This is a genomic window from Tepidibacter thalassicus DSM 15285, assembly GCF_900129915.1.
GTDB lineage: Bacteria > Bacillota > Clostridia > Peptostreptococcales > Peptostreptococcaceae > Tepidibacter > Tepidibacter thalassicus.
This window is the reverse complement of the sequence record NZ_FQXH01000011.1, coordinates 27,452-50,004: the sequence shown is the minus strand read 5'-3', so window position 1 is coordinate 50,004 and position 22,553 is coordinate 27,452. Positions and strand designations below refer to the sequence as shown.

21 protein-coding genes are annotated in these 22,553 nt (G+C 29.6%); all 21 read left to right on the top strand.

What is annotated here, in order from left to right; all coding sequences use genetic code 11:
- The first annotated feature begins 5 nt into the window (after window positions 1-5).
- Window positions 6-1,898: a prenyltransferase/squalene oxidase repeat-containing protein gene (locus BUA19_RS06270; RefSeq protein WP_072724815.1), complete on the top strand. Its 1,893-nt coding sequence runs from the start codon at window positions 6-8 to the stop codon at window positions 1,896-1,898.
- Window positions 1,899-1,911: 13 nt separating this feature from the next.
- Window positions 1,912-4,269: an S-layer homology domain-containing protein gene (locus tag BUA19_RS06265; RefSeq protein ID WP_072724813.1), complete on the top strand. Its 2,358-nt coding sequence runs from the start codon at window positions 1,912-1,914 to the stop codon at window positions 4,267-4,269.
- A 180-nt stretch (window positions 4,270-4,449) separates the two neighbouring features.
- Complete coding sequence (locus BUA19_RS06260) at window positions 4,450-5,235, top strand: Mrp/NBP35 family ATP-binding protein (protein ID WP_242939253.1); 786 nt, start codon at window positions 4,450-4,452, stop codon at window positions 5,233-5,235.
- Window positions 5,236-5,239: 4 nt separating this feature from the next.
- Window positions 5,240-5,605 carry a NifB/NifX family molybdenum-iron cluster-binding protein gene (locus tag BUA19_RS06255; RefSeq protein WP_072724809.1) on the top strand — a complete coding sequence of 122 codons (366 nt, stop codon included), beginning with the start codon at window positions 5,240-5,242 and terminating at the stop codon, window positions 5,603-5,605.
- 14 nt (window positions 5,606-5,619) lie between these two features.
- Window positions 5,620-6,441 carry an ATP-binding protein gene (locus tag BUA19_RS06250; RefSeq protein WP_072724807.1) on the top strand — a complete coding sequence of 274 codons (822 nt, stop codon included), beginning with the start codon at window positions 5,620-5,622 and terminating at the stop codon, window positions 6,439-6,441.
- Window positions 6,441-7,298, top strand: coding sequence for an ATP-binding protein (locus tag BUA19_RS06245; protein ID WP_072724805.1), 858 nt, complete (start codon window positions 6,441-6,443; stop codon window positions 7,296-7,298). Before BUA19_RS06250 ends, BUA19_RS06245 begins: the two co-directional genes overlap by 1 nt.
- Window positions 7,299-7,658 (top strand): NifB/NifX family molybdenum-iron cluster-binding protein, encoded by a 360-nt coding sequence (locus BUA19_RS06240; RefSeq protein ID WP_072724803.1) that lies wholly within the window; start codon window positions 7,299-7,301, stop codon window positions 7,656-7,658.
- Window positions 7,658-8,104 carry a Fur family transcriptional regulator gene (locus BUA19_RS06235; protein WP_072724801.1) on the top strand — a complete coding sequence of 149 codons (447 nt, stop codon included), beginning with the start codon at window positions 7,658-7,660 and terminating at the stop codon, window positions 8,102-8,104. Before BUA19_RS06240 ends, BUA19_RS06235 begins: the two co-directional genes overlap by 1 nt.
- Window positions 8,105-8,145: 41 nt before the next feature.
- Complete coding sequence (locus BUA19_RS06230; protein WP_072724799.1) at window positions 8,146-8,592, top strand: DUF134 domain-containing protein; 447 nt, start codon at window positions 8,146-8,148, stop codon at window positions 8,590-8,592.
- 73 nt (window positions 8,593-8,665) lie between these two features.
- Window positions 8,666-9,547: a UTP--glucose-1-phosphate uridylyltransferase GalU gene (gene galU, locus BUA19_RS06225; protein ID WP_072724797.1), complete on the top strand. Its 882-nt coding sequence runs from the start codon at window positions 8,666-8,668 to the stop codon at window positions 9,545-9,547.
- 74 nt (window positions 9,548-9,621) lie between these two features.
- Window positions 9,622-10,191: a peptidoglycan recognition protein family protein gene (locus BUA19_RS06220; protein ID WP_072724795.1), complete on the top strand. Its 570-nt coding sequence runs from the start codon at window positions 9,622-9,624 to the stop codon at window positions 10,189-10,191.
- Window positions 10,192-10,288: 97 nt separating this feature from the next.
- Complete coding sequence (locus BUA19_RS06215; protein WP_072724794.1) at window positions 10,289-10,909, top strand: TetR/AcrR family transcriptional regulator; 621 nt, start codon at window positions 10,289-10,291, stop codon at window positions 10,907-10,909.
- Window positions 10,910-10,924: 15 nt separating this feature from the next.
- Complete coding sequence (locus tag BUA19_RS06210; RefSeq protein ID WP_072724792.1) at window positions 10,925-12,040, top strand: efflux RND transporter periplasmic adaptor subunit; 1,116 nt, start codon at window positions 10,925-10,927, stop codon at window positions 12,038-12,040.
- Between the two features lie 11 nt (window positions 12,041-12,051).
- The gene (locus tag BUA19_RS06205) at window positions 12,052-15,177 is read left to right on the top strand and encodes an efflux RND transporter permease subunit (RefSeq protein WP_072724790.1); all 3,126 of its coding nucleotides are present in this window, start codon (window positions 12,052-12,054) and stop codon (window positions 15,175-15,177) included.
- The gene (locus BUA19_RS06200) at window positions 15,158-16,279 is read left to right on the top strand and encodes a TolC family protein (protein WP_072724788.1); all 1,122 of its coding nucleotides are present in this window, start codon (window positions 15,158-15,160) and stop codon (window positions 16,277-16,279) included. Before BUA19_RS06205 ends, BUA19_RS06200 begins: the two co-directional genes overlap by 20 nt.
- Window positions 16,280-16,432: 153 nt before the next feature.
- Window positions 16,433-18,328 carry an S-layer homology domain-containing protein gene (locus tag BUA19_RS06195; RefSeq protein ID WP_072724786.1) on the top strand — a complete coding sequence of 632 codons (1,896 nt, stop codon included), beginning with the start codon at window positions 16,433-16,435 and terminating at the stop codon, window positions 18,326-18,328.
- 17 nt (window positions 18,329-18,345) lie between these two features.
- On the top strand, window positions 18,346-18,699 hold the full coding sequence (locus BUA19_RS06190; protein WP_072724784.1) for a response regulator: 354 nt from the start codon (window positions 18,346-18,348) through the stop codon (window positions 18,697-18,699).
- A 122-nt stretch (window positions 18,700-18,821) separates the two neighbouring features.
- Window positions 18,822-19,841 carry an HlyD family secretion protein gene (locus BUA19_RS06185; RefSeq protein WP_072724782.1) on the top strand — a complete coding sequence of 340 codons (1,020 nt, stop codon included), beginning with the start codon at window positions 18,822-18,824 and terminating at the stop codon, window positions 19,839-19,841.
- 9 nt (window positions 19,842-19,850) lie between these two features.
- The gene (locus tag BUA19_RS06180) at window positions 19,851-20,972 is read left to right on the top strand and encodes an ABC transporter permease (RefSeq protein WP_072724780.1); all 1,122 of its coding nucleotides are present in this window, start codon (window positions 19,851-19,853) and stop codon (window positions 20,970-20,972) included.
- The gene (locus BUA19_RS06175) at window positions 20,959-22,083 is read left to right on the top strand and encodes an ABC transporter permease (protein ID WP_072724778.1); all 1,125 of its coding nucleotides are present in this window, start codon (window positions 20,959-20,961) and stop codon (window positions 22,081-22,083) included. The genes BUA19_RS06180 and BUA19_RS06175 overlap by 14 nt, the downstream gene beginning before the upstream one ends.
- Window positions 22,061-22,552 (top strand): MarR family winged helix-turn-helix transcriptional regulator, encoded by a 492-nt coding sequence (locus BUA19_RS06170; RefSeq protein ID WP_178137459.1) that lies wholly within the window; start codon window positions 22,061-22,063, stop codon window positions 22,550-22,552. The genes BUA19_RS06175 and BUA19_RS06170 overlap by 23 nt, the downstream gene beginning before the upstream one ends.
- Window position 22,553 lies beyond the last annotated feature (1 nt).

Below are 22,553 nucleotides of genomic sequence, written 5' to 3'. Positions count from 1 at the left end.
TATTTTTGAAAAAAAGGTTATTGAGTTTATTGTTAATATTTGCTATGGTGTTGAGTTTTACACCTGTATTTGATTTTAATGTTTATGCAGATAGTGATATTCATACTGTAAGGGTAAGAGTAGAAGGAAAAGATAAGACTTTATTTGATAAAGAAGTAACAGTTACAGATGAAGTATATGGAATAGACATATTAAAGAAAGCTGTAGGAGAGGAAAATATTGAAGGAACAGATGGAGAATATGGTTTTTTAATAGAAGGAATATTTGGAGAAAAAGGAGAAAATAAAGAAGGATATTCTACAAGTTGGGGGTTGTATGTAGGTAAAGATGGAGAGTTAGAAAGTTCGCCTGTGGGTATATCGACTTTGGCATTAAAAGGTGTAGATGAATTATTATTACATATTAAAGCTGTTGATGCTTCTTGGAATGATCTTACGTGTATACCGAAATTAGAGGTAGCTGAAGATGGAAATAAATTAACAGTGAAAAAGATAGTTGTAAAATATGATGAAAATTGGAAACCTATTAAAAGTGAAGAAAAGGTAGAGGGAGCTACTCTTGAAATAGAAGGTAAAAAATATACAACTGATAAAAATGGAGAAGTAGAAATTTCATTAGAGCCGGGAAAACATATTGTAAAAGTATCGAAAAAAGGTAAAAATTATCCAGAATTAATAAGACGTAGTTTTGAAATAAAAGTGGGAAAAGAAATAAGTGAAAGTGAAACTGATGAACAAAAAATAGAGAAAGAAGTAGAATGTTTAAGAGATTATTATTTAAATGATAAGAAATTTTCTTTTGAAGAAGCCATGGGATATAATTATACGAGTAAAAATATAGAAAAGGATTTGGATTTAATACAGTCGAAGTTTAAAGTGAGGGAAAATTTATCTAGTGCTACAGATTATGCAGCAAATATTATAGGGTTAATAGCATCTGGAATAAATCCTACAAATTTTAAAGGTCAAAATTACGTTAAAGAACTTGTTAAGTTGCAGAAAGAAAATGGAATATTTGAAGTGAAAAATGAGGGAATGTATCCAACTACAACTGCATGGAGCATTATAGCTCTTGATATGGCTAATGCTGATTACGATGTAGAAAAATCAGTAAAAGCTTTATTAAATCAACAAAAATCAAATGGAAGTTTTGGAACGATTAATAGTATTGATAATACTGCTATGTGTATAATGGCACTTGGAAATCATAAAAACATAAGTGGAGTAGAAGAATCGATAGATAAAGCAGTTAAATATATTAAATCTCAACAGACAGATAATGCAGCATTTAAGGTTTCGGGTTCAGAAAATCCATATACTACAGCAGCTGTAATTCAGGGCTTAATTGCTGTTGGAGAAGATCCATTATCACAATATTGGATAAAAAATGGAAAAACAATGTTTGACTTTTTATTATCGTATAAAAAGGGAAATCATTTTGAAGTTAAATCTGAATATGGGACTGACATTGATTTTATAACACAAAAAGTATTTGTGGCACTTGCAGATTTATATAAAGGAAAATCTATGTATCAAAGAATTTCAATAGATGATACTAAATTTTATGAAGAAGCAGATTATGATTTTGAATTAATTAGAAAAGAAACTTCGAGTTTTAAAAAAGGAAGAGAAGCACAATTAAATGTAAAAGTAAAGAACAGTACAAATGTTGATAAAAAAGTAACTTATATTGTTGCTTTATACAAATTAAATGGAAATAATAAGGAACTGTATACTTATACATTTATGACTAAAACTATCAATGCAGGTGCTACTGAAGAATTTGCAGGTGGTTTTTTAATTCCAAATTCAGGGGAATTTGAAGTAAAAGGTATGCTTTGGGATAATTTTGATAATAAAACTCCTCTGGCAAAGGAAATAAAAGTAGATGTTGAGTAGAAGGAGGGAACAGATGAAAAAGTTATTTATATCATTAGTACTGTCTTTATCTTTAGTTTTTCCTTCTTTTGCACAAGTTAGTATTGATTATACTGTTGATGATAATGTTGCAAAAATTAATATTTGTGGAGAAAAAAACAAACCAGTTACTATAACTATAAGTGATTCTAATAGAAAGTATTATATAGATCAAGGAGTAACTGATTTAGCTGGAAAAATAGAGTTTAATGTACAATTAGAAAAAGGAAAAACTTATGATTGTTCTGTAAATGTGGGAAATGATAAAGGAACAAAGAGTATATCTATAGGAAATTCTGATGATGAAGATGTTCCAGTTGATAAAAAAGATACAGTGTATATTTCTATAAAGGGATATAAAGGATATATTATAAGAAAAACAAAAGTTGAAATAGAGGAAAATGACACAGTACTCGATATTACTAAAAGGATATTGAATAAAAATAGTATAGATTATGATATAAGTGGAGGATTTGTAGAGAGTATAGATGGATTGGCAAATGGAGATAAGGGTGCAAAAAGTGGTTGGTTGTACAATGTAGACGGAAAGACACCTGATGTCGGTGCTGATTCTATTGAAGTGAGAAAAGGTCAAAAAATAGAGTGGTATTATACAGTTGATTACACAAAAGATGATAGAAATACTAGTATGAACAATAAAGAGAGTAAAAAAGAAAAGAATGTAGACGATGTAATTTCAAATGATGAATACAAAAATTTATACAAAGTTGTAATTGATAAATTTTCAAGTGAAAGTGAAATTGTAAATGCTGTAGAAGATGCAATTGATATATTAAATGAAAAGGCAAGTGATATAGACAAGGAAAAAGATGCTAAAAAGTTAATAGATAATGTAAAAGATGTATCGAAAATAATAAACAAAGCGTTAAAGAAAGTAGATTCTCAATATGAAATAAAAAATATAGCTGATAAAAGTAAAGTATTGATAAAATCTCTTATTAAATCAGTTGAAAAAATATCAGATGAAAATGTTAAGAAAGAAATAAGTGCTATTACAGAAGAAAATATAGATTTAGCAGTAGATTTAATAGATAAAATGGAAAGTGAAAAATATAGAGATAATATTGTAAATGATATGATAGAATCTACTGGGGATTTAATTGAAAAATTAGGAAAAGAAAATACAAAAGAATTAAATGAAAAAGTAGTTAAATTAGTGCAAGGATTAATCAATAAAGTAACTATTAAAAATGTTGAAAATAATGAAATAAAAGCAGATGAAATAAAAGATATAGCTCAGAAGATATTAAACAAAGTTAAAGACATGGAACAAAAGTTGGAGAAAAATAACATAGAAGTTAATAGGGTTTTAGAAAAGAAATTAATATTAAATGTTGCATCTAAAGGTGAAAAAGAAGCACAAATTAGTTTAGATCCAAAAGTTATGGAATGTGGATTAGATAAAATAGAAGTAAATACAAATATGGCATCGTTTAGCATAAAACCAAATACATTTGATGAGGAAAAGGAAATAACTTTAAAAGTCAAAAAGATAAATGCTTCAGATTTATCTAAAAATATAAGCATTCACATACCAAGTGATAGTGTAGTAGTAGATTTTGAAGCAAAAGTTGGAGATAAAAATATAACTGAGTTTAAAGAGCCTATTGAAGTGAGCATTCCTTATAAAGGTGATGTTAAAAACAAAGAAAATATTACAGTGTTTTATATAAATGAAAATGGATATTTAGAGCCTATGGGTGGAATGTATAATAGTGAGACTAAAACTGTAAAGTTTATTACAAATCATTTTAGTAAGTATTTTGCTAAAGAATACACTAAAAAATTTAGTGATTTAGAAAATATTAAATGGGCAAAAGATGCAGTAGAAATAATGGCAAGTAAGGGAATGGTAAATGGAAAAGAAAATGATAAATTTAATCCAAATGATAATATAACAAGAGCGGAATTTGCAGTTTTAATTACTAGAATGTTAAAATGTGTAGATTGTGATAGTGAAATTCCATTTGAAGATGTAAATAAAGACGATTGGTACTATAAAGCTGTATTAGCTGCTTATTCTAATGGATTAATAAATGGCAAAGGGGATACTGTATTTGATCCAAATGGAGATATAACTAGAGAAGAAATGTCAAAAATTATAGCTAGTGTTCTTGAGAGAAAAGGATATAAAAGGGCAAAAATTGAAGAATTAAATGTATTTAAAGACAAAGAAAAAATAGCTTCTTGGGCAAAAGAAGGAGTTGCTTTGGCGGTAAGAGAAGGGATAATTAATGGTGTAGATGAAAAATCTTTTGCTCCAAAGCAAAAGGCAACAAGAGCACAAGCTGGTGTGATGCTTTATAGACTATATAATTCAATAATGAACTAGAATGAAAGTTCCGATGTTGTTTTGAAACAATATCGGAACTTTTTGTATATATAAATGTATAAATTAAAAATATTTGTAAATAATTATAATTGGCATTTGACAATAATTGAAATGAATACTATAATTATAATTAGCATATGCTAATTATAAAGTTACATATGAAAATTAGGAGGGGTAATTTTGGAATTTCAAAAAGAAAAAACTAATGATCTTACGGACATAAAAAAAATAATAGCAGTTATGAGTGGGAAGGGAGGAGTTGGAAAGTCCTCTGTAACTTCTTTAATTGCAGTAGCTTTGAGAAATAAGGGTTATAATGTAGGGATTTTAGATGCTGATATTACAGGACCTAGTATTCCAAAGGTCTTTGGAATTAATAAAAAAAGAGCTGAGAGTGATGGAATGCATATATATCCTGTAACTACATCTACTGGTATTAAAGTAATGTCTATAAATTTACTTATAGAAAAGGAAGATTCTCCGGTTGTATGGAGAGGACCTATAATTGCAAATAGTGTAAAACAGTTTTATACAGATACAGCATGGGGAGAACTTGATTATTTATTGATAGATCTTCCTCCTGGAACGGGAGATGTACCTCTTACAATAATGCAATCACTTCCGGTTGATGGAATAGTAGTGGTTACATCGCCTCAGGATTTAGTGAGTTTGATTGTGAAAAAGTCAATAAATATGGCTAAAATGATGAATACTCCAATAGTTGGAATAGTTGAGAATATGAGTTATTTTGAGTGTCCAGATTGTAATAAAAAATTTAATATATTTGGTAAGAGTAATATTGAAGAAATAGCTAAAAATATGGATATAGATGTAATTGCAAAGCTTCCTATAGATCCACAGTTTGTAGAGCTTTGTGATGAAGGTAGAATTGAGTTATACGAAAAGATTAACTTGGATTTTGAAGAAAATTTTTCTAAAAAAATATCAGAAAAAATAGGAGGTTAATACGATGAGAATATGTGTTACTAGTACAGGAAATAATGAGAATGCTAAGGTTGATTTAAGATTTGGAAGATGTTTATATTTTGCAATATACGATACAGAAAGTAATACTTTTGAATTTGTGGAAAATGATGGAGTTAAATCAGCTCAAGGAGCAGGAATTGCAGCAGCACAGCAGGTAGTAGATAAAAAGGTTGAAGCTGTTATTAGTGGTAGCTTAGGTCCTAATGCTAAGAGAATATTAGATGCTGCTGGAATAAAGGGATATGAAATAAAAGGTGAAACTGTAAGTGATGCAGTTAAGTTTTTTATGGATAATGAGTTATCTACAATAGAAAAGGCTGGACCTTCTCATTTAGGTATGCAGAAATAGAAGGAGATGATAAAGTGCAAATAGCAGTATTGAGTGGAAAGGGAGGAACAGGGAAAACTACAATCTCTACTAATCTCGCTAAATTAATGGGAGGAATGTATGTAGATTGTGATGTTGAAGAACCTAATGGTTTTATATTTTTAAAACCTGATGTTGAGGAAACTGAAGATGTTTTTGTACCTGTTCCTACGATAGACAAGGATAAATGTGTATCTTGTAAGAAATGTATTAATGCGTGTCAGTTTAATGCACTTGCATTTGTAAATGAGGTTGTTTTATTTGATAAGTTGTGCCATGGCTGTGGAGCTTGTATGCTTTCGTGTCCTACTGGTGCAATTTCAGAAAAGGAAAGAAGTATAGGAAAAATTCACAGAGGAAAAAGCGGTAATTTAGAGTGTTTAATGGGAATATTAGATATAGGAGAGCCTATGGCAGGACCTATAATAAGTCAACTTAAGAAGAAAATTGATGACGAGAAAATTACTATATTAGATTGTGCACCTGGAAGTTCTTGTAATGTTGTAAAAGGACTTTATGGTTCAGATTATGCGATACTTGTAACTGAGCCTACAAAATTTGGACTTCACGATTTAAAGATAGCTGTAAAACTTGTAAGAGATATGAATATTCCATTTGGGATAATAATAAATAGGGCTGATGAGAATAAAAATTTAATAGAAGATTATTGTAAATCTGAAAATATAAAGATTATTGGAAAAATTCCTTTTTCAAAAAAGGTAGCACAGCTTTACTCTCAAGGGAAGTTAATAGTTGAAGATGAGGAATATGAAAGTGTATTTGAAGAAATAATAAAAGAGCTTGAGGGGGTGAGCTAGTGCAGTTAGTTGTTATAAGTGGAAAAGGAGGAACAGGAAAAACTACGGTTGCAGGAGCTTTTTCCTATTTGAGCAATAATAGTTTAAAGGTGGATTGTGATGTTGATGCGTCAAATCTTCACATATTGCTTGGTGGAGAAGATGTAGAAAAAAATGATTTTATTGGAGCTAAGGTTGCTCATATAGATAGTGAAAAATGTGTAGAGTGTGGAAAGTGTATAAGAGCTTGTAGGTTTGATGCTATAGATGATTTTAAAGTAGATCCTTTGAAATGTGAAGGCTGTGGAGCTTGTGTTGTTGTTTGTAGGCATGATGCAGTAAAGCTTGAAGATGAAGTAACTGGAGAAACTATTATAACTGAGACTGATAAGGGTATTTTATCGAGAGCAGAGATGATTGCAGGAGCAGAAGGTTCAGGGAAATTAGTTACAGAGGTTAGGAAAAATGCTCAAAAGTATAAAAAAGGTGAAGAATTAATAATTTTAGATGGTTCGCCTGGTGTTGGGTGTTCTGTTATGGCATCAGTAACAGGATGTGATATGGCTTTAATAGTAGTAGAGCCTACTCAATCTGGAGTTGAAGATTTTTTAAGAGTACTTTCTGTAGCTAAGATGTTTAATTTAAAATCTTTTGTATGTATAAATAAATACGATATTAATGAAGATATATCTAAGGAAATAGAAGAAGTATGTAAATCTGAAAATATAGATGTGATTGGTAAAATTCCTTTTGACGAGGTTGTTAAAAAGTCAATAAATGAGTTAAAGCCTATTGTAGCTTATGAAAACAGCAAGGCTGCAGAGGAAATAAAAAATATGTGGAAAATATTGAATGAAAAGTTAAAGGAGGTAAATTAAATGAGAGTAGCAATTGCAAAAGAGGGAACTATGGTATCAGGTCATTTTGGACATTGTGAAGGATTTGAATTTTTTACTGTTGAAGATAATGCTGTAGTAAAAAGAGAATTTATAGAAAACCCAGGACATAGACCAGGATTTTTACCTAGATTTTTAGCAGAAAAAGGAGCAAATGTTATTATTTCTGGTGGAATGGGAGAAACAGCACAGGTATTATTTAGAGAAAATGGAATTGATGTAATAGTTGGAGTTGAGGGAACTTTAGATGATGTAATTGATAAATTTATAAAAGGAGAACTTAAATCAACAGGAAGTGTTTGTAGAGAACATCAACATGAAGGGGATTGTGGTAGTCACTAATGGATGATAAGGTTTTATCAATAAAAAATCTCATAGAGAGAAAAGGTTATAAATTTACTAAGCAGAAAAGAGTAATATTGGAAGAATTGATTAAATCTAATACTCATTTAAACAGCAAGCAAATTTACGATAAAGTAAAAGATAGAAAGATAGGGCTTGCAACTGTATATAGAACTTTGAGTTTGTTTAGTGAAATAGGTATAGTTAAAGAGATAAATATTGATGGTGTAAGTTATTATGAATTGAAAATGTATAGTAAAAAGCCTTTACATATTCATTTTCAATGTGTAAAATGTAATAGTATAATAGATATAGATGATAATAATCTCAATTTACAATATCTAAAAATATGTAGAGAAATTGAGAATAAAAATAATGTAGATATTTACGATATAGATATTATGCTTGTTGGAATATGTGATAAATGTAAAAAAGCCTACTGTTAAAATTCAGTAGGTTTTTTTTATCAGAGATAGGAGGTATTTTTTTGGCAAGACCTATAAAACCTAGAAAGATTTCTTTTGTTCCTAAAATTAGGTATTTTGTTCCTCATGGAAAACGAGAAATTGAGGAAATAGAATTAAAAATTGAAGAATTAGAAGCTATGAGACTTAAGGATATAGAAAATCTCTCCCAAGAAGAATGTGCTAAAAAAATGAATGTATCAAGGCAGACTTTTCAGCTTATTATAGATGAGGCTAGGAAAAAGGTAGCCATGGCTTTAACTAGTGGAAAGGCTATAAATATACAAGGTGGAAATTATACATTTAATATTTGCAGATATAAATGTATAGATTGTGGGAAAGAGTTTGATAGAGCTTATGAAAAAAATATTACAACCTGTCCAGAATGTGATTCGGAAAAAATTGCATGTATACAGATGAAAGGATGTTGTATGAAATCGTGTAAAAGGAGAAAATGTAAAGATGTATAAATAAATAGAGGAAAAATAGCGAATGAGTTGAATTATAGTATCATATGCAAAAAGTATCAGGAGGAAGATGAAAATGAATGAGGTTAGAAAAGCTATAATACCAGCGGCAGGATTAGGAACTAGATTTTTACCGGCGACAAAAGCTCAACCAAAGGAGATGCTTCCAATAGTTGATAAGCCGACACTTCAATATATAATAGAGGAAGCTGTTGAATCTGGAATAGAAGAAATATTGATAATTACAGGTAGAAATAAAAAATCAATAGAAGATCACTTTGATAAATCTGTAGAATTAGAGTTAGAGCTTGAGAACAAAGGGAAAAAAGATTTACTTGAAATTGTTAGAAATATATCTAATATGATCAACATTCACTATATAAGACAAAAAGAGCCTAAAGGACTTGGACATGCGATTTATTGTGCAAAACATTTCATTGGAAATGAACCTTTTGCAGTAATGCTTGGAGATGATATTGTTGACTCTAAAACCCCTTGTTTAAAACAGCTTATAAATGCTTATCAGGAATACAGAACTACTATACTTGGAGTTCAAAACGTTTCAAAGGAAGATGTAGATAAGTATGGAATAGTAGCTGGAAAACACATAGAAGATAGAATATATAAAGTAAAGGATTTAGTGGAAAAGCCAAATCCAGATAAAGCTCCTTCAAATATTGCAATACTTGGAAGATATATAATAACACCTAGTATATTTGAGATATTAGAAAATTTACCTGCGGGAAAAGGTGGAGAAATTCAGCTTACAGATGGTTTAAAAGAGCTTTCAAAACGAGAAGCTATGTATGCTTATAACTTTGAAGGAAGAAGATATGATGTTGGGGATAAATTAGGATTTTTACAAGCAACAGTTGATTTTGCTCTAAAGCGTGATAATTTAAGAGATGAGTTTTTAAATTATTTACATAAAGTAGTTAAAAAATACGATAAAAAATAAGATGTATACATTTATAGATAAAAAACATATATTATTATTGCCAAAGGGCAATTAATTTTGAAGGGGAGATAGAGATGAATAAACCGGATAAAATAATAATACATCATTCACTTACGAAAGATGGGAAAACTGTAAGTTGGAAAGCTATAAGAAATTATCATAGAAGTAAAGGTTGGAGAGATATAGGTTATCATTGGGGAATAGAGCTTGTAGGAGAAGAATATGAAATTCTCAAGGGAAGAAATGAAAATGAAGTAGGAGCACATACAAAGGGACAAAATTCAAGCAGTATAGGGATATGTTTAGTTGGAAATTTTGATATAGATGAACCACCAAAGGCACAATTGTACAAATTGATTGAGCTTATAAAAGATATATGGGGTAGATATGGACAATTACCTGTATATATGCATAATCAATTTGCGAGTTATAAAACTTGTCCAGGAAAAAAATTTCCTTATAATTGGCTTTTAAATGAATTAAAGAGGGAGAACAGAGCAGTTGACGATGATTTTAAGAATGCGATAAATAAACTAGCAGAAAAAGGAGTAATAAACTCTCCAGACTATTGGAAAAACAATGAGGTGTATAAATCTGAATATGTAAGAGAGCTTATAAAGAAATTTGCAAATAAAATAGGGTAGAAATTCTACCCTATTTTATTTGCAAATTTTTAGAAAAAGTAGTATAATAATTGCGTGAAAAAAATGAGTGAGTACTCAATTTTGAAAGGAGGATTTTATGAAAAGTGAAAAATCTAAAAACACACAAGAGAAGATATTTAATGCAGCATTAAAGGTGTTTTCGGAGAAAGGATTTTCGGGAGCTACTACTAGTGAAATATCAAAAGAAGCAGGAGTAGCTGAAGGTACAATATTTAGGTATTACAAAACAAAAAAAGATATTTTAAGAGGGGTAATGCTCGAGTATGTAGAACGGTTTGAAGAATTTGCAAATTTAGAATCATTAAAAAAAATTATAAGGGAAAATAAAGATAAATCTATAGAGGAAATTTTAAAGATAATATTACTTGATAGATATAAAGTGTTTGAAAAAAATTATAATATAATGAAGGTTATTCATTATGAAATGCAGTTTCATGAGGACATAAAAAGTATGTATATTGAAAAAATTAGAGAAAAAGAATATCAAATGTCAAATTATATATTTAAACAGATAAAAATAAATAAAGAAGAATACAAAAATATAGATTATAAACTGATTTCAAGGATTTTTAGAGGTATGATGTTTGGAGTATTTTTTCAAAGAAGGTCTGAAATGGAAAAAGATAATATTATTCCTATAGAAAAAGAAATAGATGTTATGATAGATGTTTTTTTCAATGGAATTAAGAAAAAGTAGATGGAGGTTGAATGTATGAAAAGGAGATTTAGTTTATTACTTGTACTTGTTTTAATTTTTACTATGCCTCTTGCAGGATGTAAAAAGAAAAAGGAAGTAAAAGTGCGTGGGGAAAAAGTTGTAAGTGTTGAAACTAAAAAAGTAGAGAAAAATGATATAAGCATTAAAACTACATTGTCGGCAAAAGTAACTCCTATAGAAGAAGCTAATGTTGTTCCTAAAATTCCGGGAAAGGTTACTAAAGTCAATGTGGAAATAGGTAAATTTGTAAATAAAGGGGATGTGCTTTTTACACTTGATCAAACAGATATGATAAATGCAGTAAAAAACGCTGAAGCAGCTTATAATATGGCAGTTGCAAATTTAAAGCTGAGAGAAGAACAAATACAAAATGCAAAAGTTAATTATGAGAGAATGAAATCATTGTATGAACAAGGAGCTATATCTAAACAGCAGTTTGAACAGTATGAGCTTCAAGCTTCTTCTACAAATATAGAAGCTGTAAAGGCACAAGTCGAACAAGCAAAAGTAGCACTTGAAAATGCAAAATCAAAACTCAATGATACAACAGTTACATCTCCTATATCGGGAGTAATTACTTCTGTAAATATCAATGAAGGAGAGATGGCATCAAGTGCTATGCCTGCAGTTTCTATTGCAAATTTAGATAGGGTAGTAATTGAAACGGATATATCAGAAAACCTTATAAATAAAGTGAGAATAGGAGATGTTGTTGATATTTCTATAAAATCAGCAGGTAAAGATAATTTTAAGGGTAAAATTACAGCTCTTTCTCCTGCTACTTCACAGGGATCAATGACATATCCTATAAAAATAGAAATAGATAATAAAAATAAACTGATAAAACCTGGAATGTTTGCAGAAGTTAATATAATTACAGATAAAAAAGAAAAAGTAATTACAGTGCCAAGTGAAGCTGTAATAGTAAAAGAAGGAAATAATGTAGTGTTTACTGTAAATGGAGATAAAGCACATATGAAAAATGTATTACTTGGTGTAGATAATGGAGAGTATGTAGAGATTAAAAATGGAATTAAAGAAGGAGATATTGTAGTTGTAAAAGGACAAAATTACTTAGATGAGGGAAGTAAAGTTAAAATTATAAAATAGGGGAGGATTTTATGAACATATCGAAAATATCAGTTAAAAGACCGGTTACAACCCTCATGTTTATGTTTATAGCCATATTAATAGGGATGGTTTCACTAACACTTTTACCAATAGATCTTTATCCAGAAATGGAAATCCCTGTGGCTATAGTTTCGGTGAATTACAGTGGGGTTGCACCTGAAGAAATAGAAACTTTAATAACAAAACCTATAGAAAAGTCTGTAGCAACAGTGAGCAATTTGAAAAATATTACTTCTTATTCAAGAGAGGGGAATTCCATAGTCGTTGTTGAATTTGAATATGGTACGGATATGGATTTTGCAACTTTGGAAATGAGAGAAAAAGTGGATTTGGTAAAAGGGGTACTCCCAGAAGATGCATCAACTCCTATAGTACTTAAAATAGATCCAAATTCAGAACCTATAATAAATCTCGGTATTTCGTCTAATATGGAGATTGGAAAACTTCAGTCTTTAGTAGAAGATGAGTTGCAATCTCGTTTTGAGAGAATAGAAGGAGTAGCTTCGGTTGATTTATCAGGAGGAGAGGAAAAAGAAGTTAAAATAAATATAAACAAAGAGAAGTTAGAGGGATATGGCTTATCTTTAGGTCAAATACAGAATATTTTAAGAGCTGAAAATTTGAATTTACCTGGTGGTAATGTAAATAAAGGACAGAAAGAATTATTGGTTAGAACTGTCGGCGAATTTAAAAATTTAGATGAGATAAAAGATATACCTTTAGTACTTAAAAATGGAGATATAATAAGACTTTCTGATATAGCAAATGTAACTCTTTCTTATAAAGAAAAGGACAGTTTATCGAGAGTTAATGGTAAAAATAGTATAGGTATTTCTATAACAAAGCAGTCTGCTGCTAATACTGTTAAGGTTGCAAAAAATGTACTTGAAGAAGTAGCTAAAATAAGAAAAGATTATCCTAATTTAGAGATTGTAGTTGGATTTGACCAATCAGAATTTATTAATAAATCTATAAGTAATGTTACAAACAGTGCTATAACAGGAGGAATACTTGCAGTAGTTGTACTTTTCTTATTTTTAAGAAATATAAGATCTACATTTATAGTTGGTACTGCAATACCGGTATCTATTATAGCTACTTTTGCGCTCATGTATTTTGGAGGATTGACAATTAACTTGATATCTCTTGGTGGACTTGCTCTTGGAATAGGTATGTTGGTTGATAACTCTATTGTTGTTCTTGAAAATATATACAGACATAGAGAATTAGGACTTTCAAGAGTGGAATCGGCTATTGAAGGAGCAAAAGAAGTTACCATGGCCGTATTTGCTTCAACCATGACGACTATAGCAGTGTTTTTACCTATAGTGTTTGTTAAAGGATTTACAGCAATAGTATTTAAACAGCTTTCATTTGCTGTAGTATTTTCACTGCTTGCCTCTTTAATTGTAGCAATAACTGTAGTTCCAATGATGTGTTCTAAGATATTAAAGGTTGGGGAAGTGAAAAACAGAAGACATAGAGGATTTTCTTTAGGTAAAATACTAGATTTATTTAGTGATTTTATAGAATTTTTAAGTGATATTTACGGTAAAATACTGGATTTTGTTTTAAGACATAGAAAGACAACGGTATTTATAGCGATATCTATATTTGTATCTTCAATAGCACTTGTTGGATTGGTTGGAGGGGAATTTTTCCCGAAAGAAGATGAAGGAAAGTTCACTATAACAGTAGAAACTCCATTTGGAACTACTCTTGAGGATAGCGATAAAATAGTAAGAGAAGTTGAAAAAATAGTTGATACTATCCCTGAAAAAGATAAGGTATTCTCTAAAGTTGGAGGATCTTCAGGTTTTTCAAGAAGTGCATCTAATAAATCTGAGATAAGTGTAGTTTTAGTAGATCAAAAAGATAGAAAAAGATCTACTGAAGATGTAGTAAATGAAATTAGAGAAAAGGTCGAAAATATATCAGGAGCAAAAATAACAGTTGAAGAAGCATCTTCGATGAGAGGAGGAGGGCCTTCAAGAGCTGCAATTGAAATTGAAATAAAAGGAGATGATCTTAAGACACTTAAAACAATAGGTGATGACTTTGTAAATATAGTAAAATCAGTTCCTGGAACAGCTGAAGTTACATCAGATACAGAAGAAGGAGATCCAGAAGCGAGAATTATTTTAAATAGAAAAATAGCTTCTTTTTACGGAATAACTGCAAGTGATGTTGCAAGAACTGTTAAATCTTCAATAGATGGGTCAAAAGCAACGACATTTAAAATTGATGGAGATGAAATAGATGTAAATGTTTCTCTTGATGATACAGTTAAAAATTCCATTGAAGATATGAAACAAATACTGATAAAATCTCCTATAGGTAAAACTGTTCCTTTAGGAGAGATAGCTTATATAGAGTATGGAAATTCGCCAACTCAAATTACGAGAATAAATCAAACTAGAACTGTAACAGTGGGATCGCAGCTTTATGGAAGAGATTTAAAATCTGTAACTAATGATATAAAGAAAAAATTAGAGGAGTATAATCTTCCATCTGGATATAGTTATAATTTTACAGGACAGCAGGAAGATATGATGGAGGCTTTTTCGAGTTTAGGGCTTGCTTTACTATTATCCATAATAATAGTATATATGGTACTTGCATCTCAATTTGAATCATTAATACATCCGTTTACAGTAATGCTTTCAGTTCCTTTTGCATTATCTGGAGGGTTTATAGGATTATTTATAACAAAAAGAGCATTGTCTGTACCTGCGCTTATAGGGATAATAATGCTTTCGGGTATAGTTGTAAATAATGCTATAGTTTTAGTTGACTATATAAATCAATTGAGAGAAAGTGGAATGGATAGAGAAGAAGCCATAATCAAAGCTGGATTTACTAGATTTAGACCTATACTTATGACTACTTTAACGACAGTACTTGGGCTTATGCCTTTAGCACTTGGAATTGGAGAAGGAGCGTCAACTCAAGCTCCAATGGCAACTGTGGTTATAGGAGGGCTTACACTTTCTACACTTTTAACTTTAGCTTTTATACCTGTTGTGTATACTATATTTGATGATTTGATTATAAGATTTAAAACTAAATTTATAAAAAAGAAAGAGAGTGGTTTAAGTGAGGAAGGTAGTAATTAGCATATTGCTTGTATTTGTGACATTATTAACTTCGATACTGACATATGCAGATAATTCAGGAAAAGAAAATATAAAAAAACTTTCACTAGATCAGGCAATAAATGAAGCTATAAAAAATTCTACTGATATTAAAGTAAGTGAATTAGATATTGAGATAAAGGAAATAGAATTAGATAAGGCAAAATACAGTGAGAAAAAATACGATGATTTAAAAGATAGAGGTTTTTCTCTTGGAACAGTAGAGGGATTTCAATTGGATTCTAATATGATGTCAAAAGCAGCTGAATATGCTCTTGAAGAAGAAAAAATAAAAAAGAATTATAAAATAGAAGATTTGAAGTATAAAGTAACAGCTTCTTATTATGCAGCACTTCAAGCTAGAGATTATTTAAAAGTAGCGAAAGACAATTTAGAAAATGTAAAAAGAAATAGAGATGAAGTTAAGAAAAAGTTAGATTTAGGGGTTGCTTCAAAATCAGACCTTATAATGGCTGATATATCGCTAAATGAAGCTACTGTAAAAGTAGAAAAGGCGAAAACAGATTTGGAAAATGCATATAGAAGATTGAATATGGTTTTAAATTATCCATTGGACACAAAACTTGAGCTTACATCTAATTTTTATGAGCAGAAATTTGATGTGAATTTGAATAAAGATTTAGAAAAAGCATATGAGCAGAGATTTGATATGATTCAGATGAATCATAATCATGAAATTGTAAAACTTGATTTTGAAACAAATTCTATAAAATATACAGAAAATACTTATGTATATAAAACTAAACAGAGAAATTTAGCCAAAATTGAAAGTCTTTTAAATGATTTAAAAAAATCAGTTGAATTTGATATTAAGTCAAAATACGATGCTGTAATTAATGCAAAAAAACAGATAGAATTGGCTAAGGCCAATGTTGAAAAAGCAAAAGAAGGATTAAGGCTTAGAGAACTTTCCTATAATGCTGGGGTTGGAACTTTGCTTGAGGTAGAGCAATCTGCAAATCAATTATACTCTGCAAATGTAGCTTTAGCATCGGCAATATCAAATTACAATTTAGCAGTTCTTGATTATAATAAAGCTGTAAATATAGGTCGTGTGAATTAATATTATTAAACAAAAAAAGTCCCGTATTAATGAATGATACAGGGACTTTTTTGTTTGGATTAAAGTTGATTATATGATAAAATTAAATTGTGTAATATATGATATATAAAATTCGACAAAAAATTTAAAAATATTTTAACATGGGGGGTTGTTATGAAAAAGTTACGAGTGAAAAGATGGGTCAAAAGTACGCTTGCTATATTGGTAATAGTATTTTTGGTTTTGACGAGTATAATGTATTCTTTTGGAGCTCAGATGTTTACAGATGTTACAGATAAACATTGGGCTAAAAAGTATGTAGAAGATATGGCTTCTAAGAAAATAATAACTGGATATGGTGATGCTACTTTTAAACCCGACAGGTCTGTATCTAGAATAGAAGCAATAGTGATGATAACTAGGTTATTTGACTCAAAAGATGTAAATTCAGCATATGAAAAAAACAAATCAAAGTATGAAAAAGCTTTAAAAAACTATGGTATATTAACTCATGCAAATTGGGCAAAGGAAGAAATTGTATTTGCGCTTGAAAAAGGCATTTTAAATAATGAAAGATTGCTTTCTGCATTTTTGAAAAATGGAAAATCTCAAAATGCTCTAAGATGGGAAATAGCAGTATATCTTGCTAGGGGATTAGGTTTTGAAGATGAATTGAGTAAAGTAGTGGTTTTAGGATTTAAGGATTCAAATAAGATACCAGCGAGTGCAAGACCGTATATAGATGTACTTATTAAAAAAGGTATAATAAATGGAAAAGGTGATTATAGGGGAAATTTCAATCCTAATAATCCTGTAACTAGAGCAGAGCTGGCTAAGATGTTATCTATAGGATATAAATTGATACATAAGGATGGAGATACAGATTTAACTGATAATGATAATAAGAATAATGAAGATAAAAAAGAAGAAGTTTTAACTTCGTTAGAAGGAAAGATATACGATGTTACAACTTATGGGGATAAGTTGAGTATAACTATAAAGGATTCTAGAGATAAAAAATTAGTATTTACTAATAATAAAAATGATATAGCTATAAAATGGGGAAGTAAAAGTGCTAGTATTTCTGATTTAAAAGAGGGGATAGAAGTTTCTTTAACTGTTTCAGGTTCAAAAGTGTACAGTGTAAAAATAAAGGATATAGAAGTAGAAAAAGAGGGGTATTTTATAAGTGCTTCATTTGATGCGAATGGAAATCATTCTGTTACATTTAAGATAGATGATAAGTATGAAGAATATAAAACAGATAGATTAACTAAAGTTGAATTAGATGGTGAGAAGTCTAGTATATATAAATTAGAGAAAAAAGATAAAGTGAAAATTAAATTAGTAAATGGAATAGTAAGGGAAATAGAAGCTATATCTAAAGATTTTAAAATAAGGGGTAAAATAAAAAAAGTATCAAAATCTGAAATAACTATAGTTGATGATGATAAAACTTATAAATTCGATATAGATAAAGATGTTGATATAGAAAGAAATGATAAAAAAGCAGAAATATCTGATCTTCGTGTAGGAGATAAAGTAAGACTTGAAGGGGAATACAATGTAGTTAAAGATATAGAAGCAGATAGTGTTAGAGAAACTGTTAAAGGGGTATTAAAAGAAATTAAAATGTCATCAACTCCAGAAATAACTATATTAGATGAGGATGACAAACTTAAAACTTATAAGTTATTGCCGGGATTTGAAGTGGAGATAGATGATGAAGTTGCTGGTCTTTATGACCTTAGAGTAAATTATAAAATAAAACTTACTTTAGAAAGTGGAGAAGTAACTAAAATAGAAGGAGATCAAAAGGTTAATTTATCTACGTTTGTGGGGGAAATTATAGATATAAGTGAAAAAAATGATACAATAGAACTTAAAAACAGTGCAGATGGTAAAACTTTATACATTAAATACGATGATGATGTAACTCCGATTTTGGATACAGATGGAGATAAGAGAAGGGAATCTAATTTAGATGAAGGGGATATAATATCTGTAGTTGGTGAAGATAAATTGGGGACAATTGAAGCTAAGACAATTATGTTAATTGAGAATCATTAAAACTAGGGGGATATAGAATGAAAAAAATGCTTATTGTGGATGATGAGTCAGGTCTTAGATCCCTTCTTAGTAGTTTGTTTAGGGGAGATTATGAGATTTATTTAGCTGAAGATGGAAAAAAAGCATTGGATATTGTAAATGGGAATAGAGTTGATGTTGTTCTTTTGGATATGAAATTTAAAAATATGGATGGCCTTGAGATATTAGAAAATATTAGAAAATACGATAAAGAAGTAAAGGTATTTATATTGACTGCTTTTACAGATCCTAAAAAGGTAAATAGGTTATATGAACTCAATATTGAGGGAATTCTTCAAAAACCGTTTGATATATTTGAGTTAAAAGAAAAAGTTGATAGTGTACTGTTTTAGAGTGGATATTTTATCCACTCTTATTTTTTGCAAAAATTCTATTTACAAAATTTATTCAAGGTAATATAATTAACATATAAACTAAATAATAAATATATTAACTATATAGGAGGGGTTGTAGTATGAAAAGTAAAAGTATTATTTTTATTTTTTTACTGTCAATTAGTTTGTTGTTGTTTGGATGTTCTTCAACTGAAGATGTAAAAAAAGATGAAAAGTTTCAAGGGGTTATAGAAGCACAAGAAGTAGATATAAATTCTAAGATACCAGGAAAGATAGGAGAAATAAAATTTGAAGAAGGACAGGAAATTAAAGAGGGAGATGTAATTGCTGTTATAGATTCAAAAGAGTTAAAGGCTAAAAAAGAGCAAATGGAAGCTCTAGTTAGTGCTGCTAAAGCTCAATATGAAGCTGCTCAATCTCAAGTAAATGCTGCTAATTCTCAGTTGACAAAAGCTCAAAATGGAGCAAGAACTCAAGAGATAGCTCAAGCTCAGGCTTATTATGATCTTATGGCAAAAACTTATGATAGAGTAGAAAAGCTTTATGAAAAAGGAGCTGTTTCTGCTCAAAAAAGAGATGAAGTGAAAGCACAGCTTGATATAGCAAAAGAAAAACTTAATATGGCAAAAGAAGGGGCGAGAAGTGAAGATATATCAGGTGCACAGGCTTTAGTTGCTTCTGCAATGAATATGGCTGAAGCTGCAAGGGGTAAATATGAACAGGCAAAAGCTGGCCTTGAAGAAGTAAATGCTTATATACAAGATACTTTTATTAAATCTCCTATAAATGGAACGGTAACGCTTATAAATGTTGATAAGGGAGAGTTAGTGTCTACTGGTATGAGCATAGCTACAGTTTCAGATCTTAATAATATATGGATAGAAGTAAATGTAGATGAAACTAAATTAAATGAAGTTTATGAAGGTCAAGAGGCTAAAATAACAGTTCCTGCTTTTAAAGATAAGGTATTCAAAGGAAAGGTTGTAAGGGTTAATAGAAAACCTGATTTTGCAGTTAAAAAAGCGACTAATGATAATGGTAATTACGATATTGTATCTTATGGAGTAAAAATAAAAATAGAAAATGAGGAAGGTTTGTTAAGACCAGGAATGACTGCGTTTGTCGATTTTATAAAGTAGGTGATGTTAATGGAGAAAATTAAAAAATATATAATGCCTTTTGTATTGATATTTGTGATTCCTGTTGTAGTAAATATTATGCTATGTTATATGTTTTCGGATCATCAAATAAAGGAGATACCTACAGCAGTATATCTTGGAGATAATACTCAGTTTTCAAGAAGTGTGGTCAAATATTTTGATGACAGTGATACGTTTGATGTTAAGTATTATGTTGATAATCCTTATGAAATAGAAAAGCTAATAGTAGAAAATAAGGTTAGATTTGGATTGTTGATTCCGACTAACTTTTACAAGGACTTAAAATCATATAAATCACCTACAATTTTAACTGTGTATGATGGAAGTCAGCTTTCAATTACTTCTTTTGCAAAGATACAGGCAGGAGAAACTCTTTTGACATTAAAAGGTGGAGCTTTAATTAAGGTATTACAGGGAAAACTTAATTTGCCATTTGAACAGGCTAAAAAAATAGTATCGTCTATTGGAATAAAAACTAGATTGCTTTTTAATCCTACTAGAAATTATACTAATTATTTGATGCCTGGATTTATGACAGCCATGGTTCAAGTTGGGCTTGTAATTGCAACGGCAGTAGCGGTGAATAGAGAAAAAAGAAGGTCTATGATTACTTATTTGACTTCTAAGATGTTTGTATATTCTGTACTTGGATTTTTATCTTTAATGATCAATATATATATTCAAACTGAAATATTCGATATTCCTTTTAGGGGAAATTTAAAAGAGTTGATGATTTTAACATTTGCTTTTACAACTGCCGTATCAGCTATAGGAATGTTTATATCGACTATAGTTTGGGATAAAGTAAAAGCGGCACAAGTAGCAGCGGTGCTTTTTATACCAAATACTATAATGGTTGGATATACTTATCCTTTGATGGGAATGCCAAGTGGTTATCAAGTAGTTGGAAAATATATACCTCTTTATCACTATGCTGATAATTTAAGAGAAATTATGATTAAAGGGTATTTTGTTGACTTTTTGGGAGATGTAAAATATTTATTTATGGTTTCGATTTTATTTATTGGTTTAGCAGTAGGTATTGAGATTTTAAGAGAAAATATATTATCTAAAAAGAAGAAGGAAGGTGAAATGGTTGAGAATACTTAAAGAAATAGTGAAATTTTTCAAAGATCCTAAAAATATAGTAATACTTTTATTAGGACCAATGCTTTTCACTTTCCTTATAGGAGGAGTTTATTTAAAGGACTATATAAATGATATACCTATTGTAGTTTTAGATATGGATAATACATCTACTTCGAGGATGGTAATAAGTCAATTTGAAAATAATGAAAGGTATTGTATTTCTTATAGAGTTAATTCGTTGAATGATCTTAAGAGTATTATAGATTCTAAAAAAGCGTATTTGGGGATATATATACCAAAGGGATTTAACAAGGATATAAAAAAGCAAAAATCATCTAATATAGCTCTTATTGTAGACGAAAGTAATATAACAATAGGAAATACAGCACTTGCTTCAGCAACTGAAATACTTGCTACACTAAATGCAGGTATTAACATAAAAATACTTGAGGCTAAGGGGATAGATCCTAATACATCTTATAATTTAGCTAAGATATTTAATTTTGAATCTAGAGTTTTATATGATCCAAAGTTTACTTATAAAGGGTATTTAATGCCAGGTATAATACTTGTATTTGTTCAGCAGTTGTTTTTATCAGCGTTTATTCCTAAAATATTAGAGGATAGAGAAAATATACTTATAAAGTCAGGGGTATATGCTACTGTAGCTGCAATTTCATATGTTTTTTGTGCTTTGATTTTAAAGCATTTTCTCAATATAAATATCAGAGGTTCTTTGTTAATTGCGTTTGTTTATGTGTATTTGTTTGTATTATCATTGTTGGGAATTGCTTTGGTAATAGCGTCTTTGTTTAAGGATAGATTAAAGGTTACTCAGTTTACGATGCTTTTATCTATGCCTACTTTTTTAACAGCTGGATATGCTTGGCCAATAGAGCAGATACCAAAGTACCTTTTATATGTTATAAAAGTTATATGGCCTCTTATATATGCGATAAGTCCTATTAGAGATATTATTATCAAAAATACTCCTATAGAGATATTTAAAAAAGAGATTATTTCTCTTGTGTTATTTGGGATTGTATGGTTTATAATAGGTTATAATTTGTTTAAGTATACTTTTGATAAAAAAAATGGAGGGAATTTTAGTGAACAAGAAGAAATTGTATGATTTTTTGGAAAGTTATAATTTTATTGAAGATATGTCTGGCAAAACTATTATAAATTTGCTTAAAAGTGTTGAAATAATGAGATTTGTATACAATAATTTGTTTGCAAAATATGGAATTTCAGAATCTAAGTTTTCTGTATTACTTCTTCTTTATCATTCAAAAGATGGAATGGCTCTTTGTGAAATTGGAGAAAAACTTTTTGTTACAAGAGCTAATATAACAGGGCTTATAGATAGAATGGAAAAAGAAGGATTAGTAGAAAAACGAGTAAATCCAAAAGATAGAAGATCTGTAAAAGCATATCTTACAAATAAAGGGAAGGGATTGTTTGAAGATGTAAAAGAAAAACACATAGATTTTAGTAAGCAAATGACTAGAGGCTTAGATATAAATGAAAAGGAATGTTTAAATAATTTATTGGAAAAACTTCAACGTGATATAGTGAACTGTTTTAGTGAGGAGGAATAAA

Coding starts and splice junctions, on each gene's coding strand:
- BUA19_RS06205 (WP_072724790.1), top strand. CDS start 12,052: ATGAACATATCGAAAATATCAGTTAAAAGACCGGTTACAACCCTCATG.
- BUA19_RS06255 (WP_072724809.1), top strand. CDS start 5,240: ATGAGAATATGTGTTACTAGTACAGGAAATAATGAGAATGCTAAGGTT.
- BUA19_RS06215 (WP_072724794.1), top strand. CDS start 10,289: ATGAAAAGTGAAAAATCTAAAAACACACAAGAGAAGATATTTAATGCA.
- BUA19_RS06240 (WP_072724803.1), top strand. CDS start 7,299: ATGAGAGTAGCAATTGCAAAAGAGGGAACTATGGTATCAGGTCATTTT.
- BUA19_RS06220 (WP_072724795.1), top strand. CDS start 9,622: ATGAATAAACCGGATAAAATAATAATACATCATTCACTTACGAAAGAT.
- BUA19_RS06210 (WP_072724792.1), top strand. CDS start 10,925: ATGAAAAGGAGATTTAGTTTATTACTTGTACTTGTTTTAATTTTTACT.
- BUA19_RS06235 (WP_072724801.1), top strand. CDS start 7,658: ATGGATGATAAGGTTTTATCAATAAAAAATCTCATAGAGAGAAAAGGT.
- BUA19_RS06185 (WP_072724782.1), top strand. CDS start 18,822: ATGAAAAGTAAAAGTATTATTTTTATTTTTTTACTGTCAATTAGTTTG.
- galU (WP_072724797.1), top strand. CDS start 8,666: ATGAATGAGGTTAGAAAAGCTATAATACCAGCGGCAGGATTAGGAACT.
- BUA19_RS06195 (WP_072724786.1), top strand. CDS start 16,433: ATGAAAAAGTTACGAGTGAAAAGATGGGTCAAAAGTACGCTTGCTATA.
- BUA19_RS06265 (WP_072724813.1), top strand. CDS start 1,912: ATGAAAAAGTTATTTATATCATTAGTACTGTCTTTATCTTTAGTTTTT.
- BUA19_RS06190 (WP_072724784.1), top strand. CDS start 18,346: ATGAAAAAAATGCTTATTGTGGATGATGAGTCAGGTCTTAGATCCCTT.
- BUA19_RS06180 (WP_072724780.1), top strand. CDS start 19,851: ATGGAGAAAATTAAAAAATATATAATGCCTTTTGTATTGATATTTGTG.